This window comes from Gemmatimonadota bacterium, from assembly GCA_016714015.1.
Classification (GTDB): Bacteria; Gemmatimonadota; Gemmatimonadetes; order Gemmatimonadales; family Gemmatimonadaceae; genus Pseudogemmatithrix.
Genome location: JADJNZ010000001.1, coordinates 643,199 through 657,043 on the forward strand (window position 1 = coordinate 643,199; position 13,845 = coordinate 657,043).

Annotated in this window: 13 protein-coding genes; 7 read left to right on the forward strand and 6 right to left on the reverse strand. The window is 70.9% G+C overall.

The genetic code is table 11. The features are described 5' to 3' along the window. The 6 genes from IPJ78_02740 to IPJ78_02765 form a co-directional block, all read right to left on the reverse strand. Positions 1-1,521, reverse strand: a complete 1,521-nt coding sequence (locus tag IPJ78_02740; GenBank protein MBK7905456.1) for a TonB-dependent receptor plug domain-containing protein — start codon at positions 1,519-1,521, stop codon at positions 1-3. Beyond that, a complete protein-coding gene (locus tag IPJ78_02745; GenBank protein ID MBK7905457.1) occupies positions 1,518-1,892 on the reverse strand; it encodes a BlaI/MecI/CopY family transcriptional regulator in 375 nt (124 codons plus the stop codon). Before IPJ78_02745 ends, IPJ78_02740 begins: the two co-directional genes overlap by 4 nt. Before the next feature lie 234 nt (positions 1,893-2,126). Continuing rightward, the gene (locus IPJ78_02750) at positions 2,127-3,788 is read right to left on the reverse strand and encodes a peptide chain release factor 3 (GenBank protein ID MBK7905458.1); all 1,662 of its coding nucleotides are present in this window, start codon (positions 3,786-3,788) and stop codon (positions 2,127-2,129) included. A gap of 46 nt (positions 3,789-3,834) precedes the next feature. Continuing rightward, entirely contained in the window at positions 3,835-4,986 is a 1,152-nt protein-coding gene (locus IPJ78_02755; protein MBK7905459.1) for an aminotransferase class V-fold PLP-dependent enzyme, read from the reverse strand. Positions 4,987-5,050: 64 nt separating this feature from the next. Next, on the reverse strand, positions 5,051-6,022 hold the full coding sequence (locus IPJ78_02760) for a lysophospholipid acyltransferase family protein (protein MBK7905460.1): 972 nt from the start codon (positions 6,020-6,022) through the stop codon (positions 5,051-5,053). Beyond that, complete coding sequence (locus IPJ78_02765) at positions 6,015-7,895, reverse strand: ABC transporter ATP-binding protein (GenBank protein ID MBK7905461.1); 1,881 nt, start codon at positions 7,893-7,895, stop codon at positions 6,015-6,017. Before IPJ78_02765 ends, IPJ78_02760 begins: the two co-directional genes overlap by 8 nt. Before the next feature lie 129 nt (positions 7,896-8,024). On the opposite strand from IPJ78_02765, the gene IPJ78_02770 reads away from it, so the two are divergent. From IPJ78_02770 to ruvA, 7 genes are all read left to right on the forward strand, one after another. Further along, positions 8,025-8,462: a hypothetical protein gene (locus IPJ78_02770; GenBank protein ID MBK7905462.1), complete on the forward strand. Its 438-nt coding sequence runs from the start codon at positions 8,025-8,027 to the stop codon at positions 8,460-8,462. A 68-nt stretch (positions 8,463-8,530) separates the two neighbouring features. Next, positions 8,531-9,340: a DnaB-like helicase C-terminal domain-containing protein gene (locus tag IPJ78_02775; protein ID MBK7905463.1), complete on the forward strand. Its 810-nt coding sequence runs from the start codon at positions 8,531-8,533 to the stop codon at positions 9,338-9,340. A gap of 8 nt (positions 9,341-9,348) precedes the next feature. Further along, entirely contained in the window at positions 9,349-10,695 is a 1,347-nt protein-coding gene (locus IPJ78_02780) for a tetratricopeptide repeat protein (GenBank protein MBK7905464.1), read from the forward strand. Continuing rightward, positions 10,692-11,792, forward strand: coding sequence for a hypothetical protein (locus IPJ78_02785; protein MBK7905465.1), 1,101 nt, complete (start codon positions 10,692-10,694; stop codon positions 11,790-11,792). Before IPJ78_02780 ends, IPJ78_02785 begins: the two co-directional genes overlap by 4 nt. A gap of 157 nt (positions 11,793-11,949) precedes the next feature. After that, positions 11,950-12,693 (forward strand): YebC/PmpR family DNA-binding transcriptional regulator, encoded by a 744-nt coding sequence (locus tag IPJ78_02790; GenBank protein ID MBK7905466.1) that lies wholly within the window; start codon positions 11,950-11,952, stop codon positions 12,691-12,693. 22 nt (positions 12,694-12,715) lie between these two features. Beyond that, on the forward strand, positions 12,716-13,237 hold the full coding sequence (ruvC, locus tag IPJ78_02795; protein ID MBK7905467.1) for a crossover junction endodeoxyribonuclease RuvC: 522 nt from the start codon (positions 12,716-12,718) through the stop codon (positions 13,235-13,237). Next, a complete protein-coding gene (gene ruvA, locus IPJ78_02800) occupies positions 13,234-13,839 on the forward strand; it encodes a Holliday junction branch migration protein RuvA (protein ID MBK7905468.1) in 606 nt (201 codons plus the stop codon). The genes ruvC and ruvA overlap by 4 nt, the downstream gene beginning before the upstream one ends. Positions 13,840-13,845: the final 6 nt, after the last annotated feature.

Below are 13,845 nucleotides of genomic sequence, written 5' to 3' on the forward strand. Positions count from 1 at the left end.
TCACTCCCGCGGCTTGGTCTTGATGACGATCACGCCCTTGGCGCCGTCGGGACCGTAGAGGGCGACCGCCTGCGCGCCCTTGAACACCGTCACCGACTGGATGCGGTCGGACGGGATCTCCTTCAGGCTGGACTGGTCGGCGCGGATGCCATCGACGATCAGGAGGCCGGTGAACGCCTCCTTCGCCGTCTCGACCTCGAGCGGGCGGCCACGCACGAGCATGCGGCGCTCGCCGCTCGTCTCGGAGGAGTCGCGCACGACGACGAACGGCATCCCTTCGACGCGACGCTCGACGACGCCCGCCGGCGCGGCCGCCGCGCCGGCGCGCGTGAGCACGCGGATCTCCGGCGAATCGCCCTTCACCACCTCGACGCTCGCGATGTCGTCCGGCGTGATCGCCTTGGCGAGCGCCTCGGTGGAGGGCTTGCCGTCCACGACGTAGCGCACGGTCCCCGTATCGAGCATCACGACCCCCGCGACGCGACGTTCGACCATCGTCGCGTCCATCGACGCGACCTCGGCATCGGTGGGAAGGCGCGACTCGCAGGCGGCGACGAACGCGACCGCGCCGAGCGCGGCCACCGCGAGACGCCGCGCGGTGATGAGACGGACGGGACGTTCGGTCATGGCGATGATCCTCTGGGCGAGATGGGAAGTGTGGGGCGAGAACATGGGATGGAGCATGGCCGGCCGGTGGGCCGGGGTGGTGGCAGCGGCGAGGGCGATGAGCAGGTCGCCGTACGCCCGCTTGGAGGTGCCGTCGCGCAGCAGGCGACGATCGCAATCGAGCTCGATCGCGAGCCGCAGGCGCGAGACGAGGAGCCAGGCGAACGGATTCCACGGCTGCAGCGCCGCGAGCGCCACGCCGCACATGAGCAGGAGCGGATCGCCGGCCGCGACGTGCGAACGCTCGTGCCGCACGACCAGCGCCTGTTCCTCCGCGGGCAGCGTGAGCAGCCACGCCGGCACCGCGACGATCGGCGCGCGCACGCCGACGACGGCCGGGCCGAGGTCGCGCGTGAGGCGCACCGGCACCCCATCGATCTCATGCGCCGGTGCGGCGCCGAGCGCGCGGCCGAGCCGGCGATGGCTCGCGAAGAGCAGGAGCAGGATCGCTCCCGACGCGAGTCCCCAGAGGATGAGCGCGACGCGCGCGCCGACCGGCGGGATCGCCCGCGCCGCATCGGCCGCGAGCGTCGTCGGGGCATCGAGCGTCCGACGGATCCGCGCGGTGGCGGCGGCGGTCCACGCCGCGGGGGAGAACCGCGTCGTCGCGTCGAGTGCAGCGCCCGTGAGCGGCATGCCCTGCACCACGACCTCCCCGCCGGCGGCGCTCGTGCGCCAGAGGCGGATCGGCGAGACGAACGTGAGCAGCGTGGCACCGAGCAGGGCGAGCGCCCAGATGGCGCGCGCCGGCACCGCGTCACGGGCGATCCACTGCAGCAGCGCCGCGGTGGCGGCGAGGATCGCGCCGATCAGCATCGCCTGCATCCACCAGGCGGCGAGCAGGGAGGCGGTCACTTCTCCTCCTTGAGCCGCGCGTCGAGGAGTGCGCGCATCCGTTCGAGCTCGGCGCGTCCGAGCTTCCGGTCGCTCACCATCTGCGTGAGCATCGCCTCGGAGGAGCCCTGGAAGATGGCCTCCTTGATCCGCGCGATCGCGCTGCGCCCTGCGCGGTCGGCGGGGACGGCGGCCTCGTAGCGATACGCGCGCCCGACGGCCTCGTGCGTGACGTACCCCTTCTCCTCGAGCGTCTGGAGCGCCGAGAGGACGGTGGTGTAGGCGAGATCCTCATCGAGTCCTTCGCGGACCTCGGTGACGGTGCTCGGTCCGAGGCGCCAGAGGACGCTCATGACGGCGAGTTCGCGCGGGGGGAAGTGGAGGTCGGTCATGGTGGGTCCGGGTGATGTACTATCTTTCCCGTAGTATGTGGGGTGTTCGCGCGGCTGTCAACTGGCTTTTCCGTAGTTGACGGCAAGTGCTTTCACCACAGAGGGCACAGAGAGCACAGAGAACGACGGAGGGATGCCTTGGGGGCTTCGGGGGAGATCATCCCCTGAAGCCCCCCGTGTGCCGTTCTCCGCCGTTCTCTGTGTCCTCTGTGCCCTCTGTGGTGACCGCCGTTCTCAGGGCGCCGCGTCGAAGAACTTGAGCCCGAGCGACTCGGCCCGCTCGAGCGCCCAGCGCAGCCGCCACTCGTCCCGGAAGAGGATCACGGGATGGTTCTTCGCATCATATAGAAGCGACAGGTCCTGCGACTCGCCGAGCTTCTGGATCTCCGCCTCGGGCCCGGTCACCCAGCGCGGGTAGCGGAAGGGGAGCTTCTCGAGCGTCGTGGGCGCGCCGTACTCGTGCTCCAGCCGGTGGAGCATCACGTCGAACTGGAGCAGACCCACCGCCCCGACGACGGGGATGGGCCCCATCTGCGTCTCGGCGAAGAAGACCTGCGCCGCGCCCTCCTCGGTGAGTTCGCGGAGGCCCTTGTCCATCGCCTTGCGGCGGAGCGGGTCCTTGGAGAGGATGCGCGCGAAGTGCTCGGGCGCGAAGCGCGGGATGCCGACGTACTCGAGCAGCTTGCCGTCCGCCGTCTTCGGCGCGTCGGGCGTCGCGAGCGTGTCGCCGATGCGGAGCGAGCCGCGGTCGTGCACGCCGACCACGTCGCCCGGCAGCGCCTCCTCGGCGAAGGCGCGTTCGCGGCCGAGGAACTGCTGCGGCGGCGCGAGCTTGAAGCTCTTCCCCGTGCGCACGTGCATCACCTCGAGCCCCGCGGCGTAGCGGCCGGAGCAGACGCGCACGAAGGCGATGCGGTCGCGGTGCCGCGGGTCCATGTTCGCCTGCACCTTGAACACGAATCCCGTGAACGCGCTCAGCCCCGGCGCGACCGGACCGGCGGAGCTCTCGCGCGCGACCGGCGACGGCGCGAGCGGAAGGAAGTCCTCGAGGAAGGGCTCGACGCCGAAGTTCGTGATCGCCGACGCGAAGTACACCGGCGTCTGCTCGCCGGCGAGGATCGCCTCGGCGTCGAACTCGTGCCCCGCCATGTCGAGGAGCTCGATGTCGTGCGCGAGCTTGGCGACCGCGGCGACCGCCGTCTCGTCGCCGCCGAGGGCGTCGACGAGCTTCTGGTCGTCAGGCGATGCGAGGTCGAGCGTCTCGGTCTCGACGCGCTTGGCGCCGTGGTGCGTGCCACGCTCGAAGAGGAAGGCGCGCTTGCGCCGGCGGTCGTACACGCCGACGAAGACGGTGCCCTGCTCCGCCGTGTCCTGGTGGATGGGCCAGTGCGCGGCGACGGCGGTGATGCCGAGTTCGTGCTCGAGGTCGCTCACGAGCTTGAGCGGATCCTCGCCCACGCGGTCGCACTTGTTGACGACGGTGAAGATCGGCATCCGCCGGCGGCGGCAGACATCGAAGAGCTGGCGCGTGCGTTCCTCGACGCCCTTTCGGTTGTCGAGGAGCATGACGGCGCTGTCTGCCGCGATGAGCACGCGGTAGGTGTCCTCGCCGAAGTCCTGGTGGCCCGGGGTGTCGAGGAGGTTCACCTGGTAGCCGTGGTACTCGAACTGCAGCACCGAGCTGGTGACGGAGATGCCGCGTTCCTGCTCGAGGGCCATCCAGTCGGAGGTCGCGTGGCGCTGCGACTTGCGCGCCTTCACCGCACCGGCCTGGTGGATGGCGCCGCCGTAGAGGAGGAGCTTCTCGGTGAGCGTCGTCTTGCCGGCGTCGGGATGCGAGATGATCGCGAACGTCCGGCGCCGCGCGATGAGCGCGTCGAGGGGGCCGGCGGGGATGGTGGCGGGGGCGGTCACCCGTGAAAACTAACCCCGGGCCGAAGCCCTACCGACCGATCGCCGCGATGACCGCCTCGACCTCGTCCATCGTGTTGTGGAAGTGCGGCGCGAGGCGGATCGCCCCCTCGCGCACCGAGTGCGTCACCTTCGCCGCGCGGAGCTTCGCCGAGTCGGCGGCGAGGTCCGGCGTGGCGAACGCGACGATCCCCGCGCGACGTCCCGCGGCGGCGGGCGTGAGCAGCGTGACGCCGCGCGCCTGGGCCGCCCACTCCATCAGGCGCGTGGTGAGCGTGCGCACATGCGCCTCGATCGTCGCCGGCCCGAGCTCGAGGAACAGCTCGAGCGCCGCGTTCATCCCGACGATGTCCTGGTACGGGATGGTCCCGACCTCGAACTTGCGCGCATCGAGGTGCCAGGCGGCATCGTACGCGAGGAACTTCCCGAAGTCGCCGGAGCTCGCCTGCGCGAGCCATCCGGCCGCCGGGGGCTCGAGCGTCTCGACGAGCTCGCGCCGCACGTAGGCGAAGCCGCTGCCCCAGGGCGAGCAGAGCCACTTCTGCGCGCCGCAGCTCAGGATGTCGATCTGCGCCGCGCGCACGTCGAGCGCGAGCGCGCCGAGTCCCTGGATGGCATCGACCGCGAACCAGATGCCGCGCGAGCGGCAGGCGGCGCCGAGGCGCGCGACGTCGATGCGCGAGCCGCTCCAGAAGGAGACCCACGAGAGCGCGACGCCCTTCACGCGCGGGTCGCTCGTGATCCGACGCATGACCATCTCCTCGTCGGCGGCGGCGCCGGCGAGCGGGAGCAGCTCGTAGGTGAAGCCGCGCGCCTTGGCCGCGGCCATCCACGGATAGACGTTCGCCGGGAACTCGCCCTCGCTGCCGAGCACGATGTCGCCCGGCCCGAGCGGGAGCGAATAGGCGGCGAGGTTCACGCCCCAGCTGGTGTTGGTCGTGAGCGCGATCTCCCCCGCCTGCGCGCCGATGAGCTGCGCGATGAGCGCGCGGCCGCGGTCGAGCACGGGGAAGAAGTCATCATTCCCCAGCCGGTGCGGCTCGGCGCGCTTGAGGAGGTACGCATCGGTCGCATCACGCGCGCGCTGCGGGATGGGCCCCACGGCGGCATGGTCGAAGTGGATCGCGTCCCCGGCGGCCTCCCAGGGATACTCGCGACGGCGGAGCGATTCGAGGTCGTACATGATGGTCTCGTCGGTGAGAGCGAACGAACACTTTCATCCTTCATCCTTCAGCCTTCATCCGCCCTCAGGGTTCCTTCAGCTCCGCCGGAGTATCCTTTGGTTGTCCCTTCCACCGCCGATGCTGCCAGAAGTACTGCTCGGGATGCTCGCGCACGAGCCGCTCGAGCACCTTCGTGTAGCTGAGCACGGTCGCATCGATGTCGGACTCCTTGTCCCCCGTCTGGACGAGCGGGACATCCTCGAAGTGCGCCATGTAGCGGCCGTCCGGCTGCCGCAGCGCAACGACGAAGACCATGGGCAGGTCGTTGCGAAGAGCGAACACCGCGGCGCCGCGCGGCGTGCGCGCTGGCCGGCCGAAGAAGGGGATGAAGGTGCTCGCGAGCCCCTTCGCGCTCTGGTCGCTCAGGAACCCTACGCCGCGCCCGTCGCGCAGCGCCTTGGGGATCGCGCGCACCGATTCGTCGGCGAAGAGGACGCGCGTCCCGAACCGTTCGCGCGTCCGCTTGAAGAAGGCGTCGCTCAGCGGGTTCGCCATGTGCATCGCGATCGCGTCGATCGGGAGGCCGCGCGCGGTCATGTACGCGGCGCTCAGCTCCCAGTTGCCGAGATGCCCCGCGACGAGGATCACGCCCTTCCCCTGCGCGAAAGCGCGTTCGAGCACCGGGAAGGTCGGCGAATCGACGAAGACATCGAGCACATCCCGCTTCTCGGCGCGCGAGAGGATGATGCTCTCGATCGCCACGCGACCGAGGCCGCGATAGCTCTCGCGCGCGACCTGCTGCACGCGGTCCTCGCTGAACTCGGGGAAGCAGGCGCGGATGGTCCGCTCGACGCGCGCGCGGCGCATGCGGAGCGGCCACCAACCGAGTCCGCCGACCATCGCGCCCACCGACGAGGCGGTGCGCCACCCGAAGGGCCGCAGCAGCGTCGCCACGGTGCGGAGCGCAGCATACTCGGCCCACTGCGCGAAGGTCGGCCGCGGCGGGGCGGCCGCGGGGACCGAGGTCGCCGCGGGCCTCGCGGCCGGCTCAGGCATCGTCATCGTCGTCCGGCAGCTCGAGCGCGGGCTCCAACGGTTCGGGCGCCGCCTCGGGGAGCGGGGCCTGCACGGTGCGCTGCTGCATGGCGTGGAGGCGTGCGTATGCGCCTTCGAGTCCGAGCAGTTCGGCGTGCGTGCCGCGCTCGATCACGCGCCCCTTCTCGAGCACGAGGATCTGCGTCGCGTGGACGATGGTCGAGAGCCGGTGCGCGATGACGAACACGGTGCGTCCGGCGAGCAGGCGGTCGATCGCCTCCTGCACGAGCCGCTCGCTCTCGGTGTCGAGCGCCGAGGTGGCCTCGTCGAGGATGAGGATGGGCGGGTCGGTGAGGAGCGCGCGCGCGATGGCGAGCCGCTGCCGCTGGCCGCCGGAGAGGCGCGTGCCACGCTCGCCGAGGACCGTCTCGTAGCCCTGCGGGAGGGCCATGATGAAATCGTGCGCGTTGGCCGCGCGGGCCGCGGCCTCCACCTGCGCCGGCGTGTACCGCCCCTGCGCGCCATAGGCGATGTTGGCGCGGACGGTGTCGTTGAAGAGCACCGTGTCCTGCGAGACGATGCCGGTGAGCGCGCGAAGCGAATGGAGCTTGATCTCGCGCGAGTCGAGGCCGTCGACGAGCACGCGGCCGCCGGTGGGTTCGATGAACCGCGGGATGAGATCCACGAGCGTGCTCTTCCCCGCCCCGCTCGCGCCGACGAGCGCGACGATCTCGCCGCGGCGCGCGGTGAGCGAGACGTCGGTGAGCACCGCCTCCTCGCCGTACGCGAACGAGACGTGCTCGAACGCGACGCCCTGCGTGAGCGCGGTGATCTCGCGCGTCCCGCGGTCGGTCTGCGTCTCGGCCGGCTGGTCGAGCACCTCGAAGAGGCGTTCCGCCGCGGCGAGCGACTGCTGCGCGGTGGTGGGCGCCTGCGAGAGCTGCTTGATCGGCTGGAGCAGGCGCATCACGAGGATCATGAAGCCGATGAGCACGCTCCCCTGCATCCCGCCGCCGCCGAGCACCTCGCGCGCGCCGATCCAGAGGACGCCCATGGCGATGATGGTGCCGAGCACCTCGGTGAGCGGGCTCGACATGAGCGATAGGCGCTGGATGCGGGTCATGCCGCCCGAGTAGCGCGCCGAGGCCTTGATGAAGCGGTCGTCCTCGTACGCCTCGCCGCGGAACGACTTCACGAGGCGGATGCCGCTCACGACCTCCTGCAGCACCGAGGTCATCTCGCCGTACTCGTTGCGGAGGCGGCGGCTCCCCTTCCGCAGTTTGCGCAGCAGCGGCTGGAGGAAGGCCATGATCACCGGCGCGATCACGAGCGCGACGAGCGTGAGGCGCGGCGAGATCTTGAAGAGGATGATCACCGTGACGCCGATGGTCGCGGCGTTCTGCACGGTGCGCGTCGCGACCTCGGCGAGGATGAGCTTGGTCTGCTCGGTGTCGGCGAGGACGCGCGAGATGATCTGCCCGGTCTTGGTGCGCCCGAACCAGGGGAGCGGGAGCCGCTGCATGTGGGAGAAGACCGCGGCGCGGAGGTCCCGCGTGATCATCTCCTGCAACGAGGCGCCGAACTGCCCGCCGGCCCAGAGGAAGATGTTCTTCACCGTGACCATGAGGAGGATCACGATGATCACCGCGCGCAACGACCCCATGGGCTGGGCGGGATCGAGGAACGGGCCGATGAGCCGGTCCTGCAGCGCGGTGAGCCATCCCATCCCGCCGACGATCGGGGTGTCGGACTTGAAGAGCGTGTTGAGGAACGGGATGAGCAGCGTGAAGGCGATGCCGTCGAGGGCGGCGGCGATCACGTTGAAGATGACGTTGCCGCCGAGGCGCCAGGCGTGCGGGCGCAGGAAGCGGAGCAGGCGGCGGTAGACGCGCATCAGCGACGGCGGGTCGGGCGCAGGGACGTCGCGATGTGCATGGTCAGGGAAGATAGTCCGTGTCAGGGATGCGTTCCAATCGCCGTTCGCCCCTTCCGGACGGCGCGGGTGGGGCCGCAGTTTCTCGGAGTGACGCCGCCCACTTCGCCGTTCGCGCCTCATCGCGCGACCTTCCCCTGTCCCGCGCTCCTTGCGCAGGCGGGCCGGGCCGGGCTCGGCGGTCCGCGGGAGGCGCTGCTCGGTGCGGTGATGGCGGTGCGCTTGGTGCACGGGATCCGCCTGCCTTGGCCGCTCGATCCGGCGGTCCGTGCGGCACGGGCCGAGGCCGCGCGGCAGTGGCTGGTGGCGGTCACGATGCCGGCCAAGACGCGGACCGCGCTCCAGCGGGCCTTCGCGACGAGCGCCTCCGGGGACCCCGCGACGGCCGCCGACGCGCTCGAAGTGGTGACGGAGGTCACGCTTTCGCACCTCGACAAGGCCGCGCGCGCCGAACTGGTGCGCTTGGTCACGGCGCTCCGGGCGGACGCGGCCCAACTTGCCGGAGATCGTGACCGAGCCGTAGAATAGGACAGCACGTTCGTCCTTACCTTAGAGGCATCCTGCGCCCCACCGACATCTCCCCGATCTCCCGCGTCATGCGTCGGATCGACCTGGTGGCGGATGGCGCGCTGGCGGGGGACACCGTGCGCACCGGCTTCCCGAGCATCGATCGGTGGCTGGGTGGCGGGATCCGCGCGGGTGACCTGGTGGTGCTCGGCGGGGATGTGGGGAGCGGCAAGTCGGCGCTCGCGCTGGCGATGGCGCTCCGGATGGCGGAGACGGGGACCAAGGTGGCGTTCCTCACCGGCGAGATGTCGGCGGAGCGCGTGATGGAGCGGGCGCTCGCGATCGAGGGGCGCGTGAAGATGGACGACCTGCGGCAGGGGAAGCTCGACGACCTGCAGCGATCGGCGGTGGGAGCGGCGGCGGTACGGCTGCGCGAGCGTTCGCCGCGGTTCGAGGTGCTGGCGCACGAGTCGGCCGAGGGTCTGGGGTCGCGGATCCGCGCGCTGGGCGTGCAGGTGGTGGTGGTGGACTCGTTGCAGACCCTCGCGGCGTCCTCCCGGGCGCAGGACGAGGAGCTCGCGGCGGTGGTGCGGATGCTGAAGGCGGAGGCGGTGTCGCAGGACCTGTGCGTGCTGGTGACGGCGCAGCTGCCGGCGCTGACGGCGCGTCCGGACCCGCGTCCCCTGCTGGGGGACTTCGGGGCGATGGGCGCGGTGCAGCAGTCGGCGGATGTGGTGCTCGCGGTGTATCGCGAGGAGATGTACGCGCCGGACAGTGGCGTCGAAGGGGCGACCGAGCTCCTCGTGCGCAAGAACCGGAACGGCACGACCGGGTACGTGGACCTGTACTTCTACAAGCAGTGGCTCCGTTTCGAGGACATGCTGGATCCCGATCGATAGGAGATGTGATGCGACTCGTTCGTCCCCTTGCCGCCCTCATGCTGCTCGCCCTCGCCACCGCGCCCGCCGTGGCGCAGGGACGTGGCGACGCCATCGCCCGCCTCGAGGCCGCGCGCGCGCGCAGTCCGCAGAACGCGGCGGCGCTCCGCGCGCTGGGCGTGGCGTACTACAAGGCGCAGCGCTACAAGGACGCGCTGCCGGTCCTCGACCAGGCGCGGCGCCTCAACCCGCGGGACGGCGTGAGCGCCGTCTACACGGGCATGGCCGCCGAGCAGACGGGGGACCTGACCGTGGCGCGCAACGCGTACGAGACCTACCTGCGGGTGGGGACGTCGCGGCGCGCGAAGAACGACGTGCGCACGCGCCTCGTCGGGCTGGCGCGCCAGGAGGCGATCGCCGCGGCCAAGGCGGCGGTGGCCAACGAGGCGCGGCTCTCGCAGACGCCGGGCAATCCGCTGACCGTCGCGGTGCCGCCGTTCCGCTTCACCGGCAGCGACAGCATGCTCAAGCCGCTCGAGCGTGGCATCGCCGACCTGCTCATCACCGACCTGTCGGTGTCGTCGCGGATCACGGTGGTGGAGCGTGACCGGATGCAGGCGCTGGCGGACGAGATCCGGCTCTCGCAGTCGGAGCGCGTGGACGCGGCGACGGCGGTGCGGGCGGGCAAGCTGATCCAGGCCGGCACGCTCGTGAACGGCGTCATCCAGCAGACCGGCGCGACGATGGTCACGCTCGACGCGAGCCTCGTGAACGTCGCGAACGGGAACATCGGACCGGCGGCCTCGGCGAACAACACGCTCGACCAGATCTTCGACATGGAGAAGCGGATCGTCTTCCAGCTCTACGACCGGATCGGCGTGACGCTGACGCCGGCCGAGCGGCAGCGCGTGGAGCGGCGTCCGACGACGAACCTGCAGGCGTTCCTGTCGTACAGCCGCGGGTTGCAGGCGATCGACGACGGGCGGTTCCAGGATGCGTCGCGGTTCTTCGAGAATGCGCGCCTGCTCGACCCCGGGTTCGGTGCGGCGTCCGACCGCGCCGCGGCGGTGCAGGCGTCCATCCAGGGCGGGCAGCAGGTGACCACGACGACGATCGAAGCAGGGCTGACGGGGGCGGAGAGCCAGGTGGTGCAGGCGGCCGACCGTGGCAGCTCGGCGCCGACGTCGAACGCCCTCGAGGAGGCCGCGCGTCGCGCGGCGCAGACCGTGAACCCCCCGGCGACGAACCTCGCCGTGGGCAGCGGCTCGACCACCGTCACGTCGGCGCCGCCGGAACGTGACGCCCCCAGCTCGGGCACCGGCACCGATACGCCGAACCGCACCGGGCAGGTCATCATCGTCATTCGTCGCCCGTGAGCGAGGATCGATACGTGAAGCGCACCCTCATCGCCGCCTCGCTCCTCGCCCTGCCCGCCGTCCTGCCCGCGCAGGGCCTCGGCGACATGGGTGTCATCCTGGCGCCGCACTCGACCGTCTATACGATCACGTCCCCGGCCGGCGGCAAGCGCTCGGTCGCGCAGACGGCCATCCCGCTCGTCTTCACGCTGCCGGTGAACGAGCGACTCAGCATCGACCTCAGCACGGCGTACGCCGTCACCGACGTGATCGCCGACGGCAACTCGGTCAGCGCGATCAAGGGCCTCACCGACACGCAGCTGCGCGGCAACTTCACGCTGGGTGACCGGCTCCTCGTCTTCACGGTCGGCCTCAACCTGCCGACCGGTCAGTACACGATCCCCGAAGGACAGCAGGAGGCGGCGGGCCAGATCGGCAACGACTTCCTCGGCTACCCCATCAGCTCGATGGGCAACGGCTTCGCCGGCACCGGCGGCGTCGCCTTCGCGCGCGCCCTCGGCAACTGGAACGTCGCCGGCGGCGCGAGCATCCGGAAATCGACCGAGTTCGCCGCGTACAGCGTGGCGAACGCCGAGTTCCGCTTCACGCCCGCGGACGAGTATCGCGTGAATGTCGGCCTCGACCGGCCGGTGGGCGACGGGCAGGTGCAGCTCGGGCTCTCGTACTCGGCGTTCGGCGAGGACCTCGCGGACACGACGTCGTACAGCACGGGCGACCGGCTCATCGCGTCGGGCTCGTACAGCTTCCCGGTGCGCAGCACCTCGGTCTTCCTCTCGGGCTGGAACCTGATGCGTCTCTCCGGGCAGCAGCTCGGCGGCGATGCGCCGCCGGAGAACGTGCTGAACCTCGCCGGCGGCGTGAGCTTCACGGCGAAGGAGATCCTCATCCAGCCGAACGTCGAGCTCCGGCTCTGGCAGGTGGACGGCGTGAAGGCCGGCAACCTGATCAACACCGGCGTGCGGCTCCGCTTCACGGCCGGCAAGTTCAGCTTCTATCCGCAGGTGGGCTACAGCATCGGCAGCCTGTACAGCCTGCAGGACGGCAGCGCGGACGACGTGACGGGGATCCGGAGCAGCCTCACCATTCGCTGGAACTAGGCTGACGGTCGAAGGATGAAGGAGCGGGGCGGCCTCCCTCGGGGGGCCGCCCCGCTCCCGTTCCGTCCCTCCACAACCGCCGGGGGAACGGAGTATCTTACGGCCTTGGCTGAAGGAGGCCTTCGTCCTCCATCCTTCACCCTCCATCCGCAGTCCAATGGCCGGCCACTCCAAGTGGAAGCAGATCAAGCACTACAAGGCCGCCGCTGACAAGAAGCGCGGTGCCATGTTCACGAAGCTCCTCCGCGAGATCACCGTGGCGGCCAAGGCCGGCGGCGGCGACCCGGACGGGAACGCGCGTCTGCGGACCGCGATCGAGAACGCGAAGGCCCAGTCCTGCCCCAAGGAGAACATCGAGCGCGCCATCCTCAAGGGGACGGGCGAGCTCGAGGGCATCGACTACTCCGAGGTGCTCTACGAGGCGTACGGTCCGGGGGGCGTCGCCCTCATGATCCAGGCGCTCACCGACAACCCGACGCGCACCGTCGCCGAGGTGCGGTTCAAGCTCTCGAAGTTCGGCGGCAACCTCGGCGCGAGCAACTCGGTCTCGTTCATGTTCGACCGGAAGGGGCAGATCTACCTCCCCACCGCCGGCAAGAGCGAGGACGACGTGATGGAGCAGGTGCTCGAGGCCGGCGCGGAGGACTTCACCGCCGAGGACGAGCAGTTCATCGTGACCACCGCGCCGAACGACCTGCACGCGGTGAAGCAGGCGCTCGAGAAGGTCGGCATGGTCGCGACCGAGGCCGAGCTCTCGTGGATCCCGAAGAACACGGTGAAGGTCGAAGGGGCCGCCGCCGAGTCGCTCGTGAAGCTGCTCGAGGCGATCGAGGACCTCGACGACGTGCAGAAGGTGGACGCCAACTTCGACATGGACGTGTCGGAGCTGCAGGCGGGGTGACGCGCGACGGCGGGGCTTCACGATGCTGATCCTCGGCATCGACCCCGGCACCGCCGTCACCGGCTATGGCGTGGTGCGCGCGGGCGCGACGCACCAGCTCGTGGAATGCGGCGTGATCCGCACCCGCGCCGACCGGCCGCTCGCCAGCCGACTGAAGGACATCAGTGACGGCGTGCGCGAGCTCATCGCGCGACACCGGCCCGACGCGCTGGCGGTGGAGGACGTGTTCTACGCGCGGAACGTCCGCACCACGCTCGTCCTCGGCCATGCGCGCGGCGTGATCCTCCTTGCCGGCGCCGATGCGGGACTCACGATCCACGAGTACTCGCCGGCCGAGATCAAGAAGGCCGTCGTCGGCACCGGCGCGGCGACCAAGACCCAGGTGCAGTTCATGGTGACGAAGCTGCTGCGACTCAAGAGCGCGCCCCAGCCCGCCGACGCCGCCGACGGCGTGGCGGCGGCGCTCACCTGCGCCATGCGCGCGCCGCTCGCCCGTGCCGTCGCCGGCATGGGCGCGGGTGCGCGCGCGGGAGCGGCACGATGATCGCGCGCATCCAGGGGACGCTCGTGAGCGGGGGACTCGACCGCATCGAGGTCATGACCGCCGGTGGCCTCGCGTACGAGGTGCTCGTGCCGCTGGGCGTGCTGGAGACGCTGCCGCGCGTGGGCGGCGAGATCGCGCTGCACACCGCGATGGTCGTGCGCGAGGATGCGTGGCTCCTCTTCGGGTTCACGAGCGTGGAGGAACGGAAGCTCTTCCAGCGCCTCATGGGCACGACCGGCGTGGGCCCGTCGCTCGCGATGAACCTCCTCTCGACGCTGAGCGGCGAGCGGCTCGTCCGCGCGATCCGCGACGGCGACCTCGCCGCGCTCACGCAGGTGCCGCGCGTGGGGAAGAAGCTGGCCGAGCGGCTCGTGCTGGAACTGCGCGACAAGCTCGAGGGGACGGGTGTCGAGGCGGCCGCGTCGCCGGGCAAGCCCGCGGGCGCCTCGGGCCCCGGCGCCGACGCGGTGCGCGCGCTCGTGGCACTCGGCTACGCCCCGGCAGAGGCGGAGCGTGCGGTGCGCGCCTCGCTCGAGCAGGCGGCGAAGGGCGAGTCGACCGCCGACCTGATCCGCCGGTCGCTCGCGGCGATCAAGAAGTAGATTCCC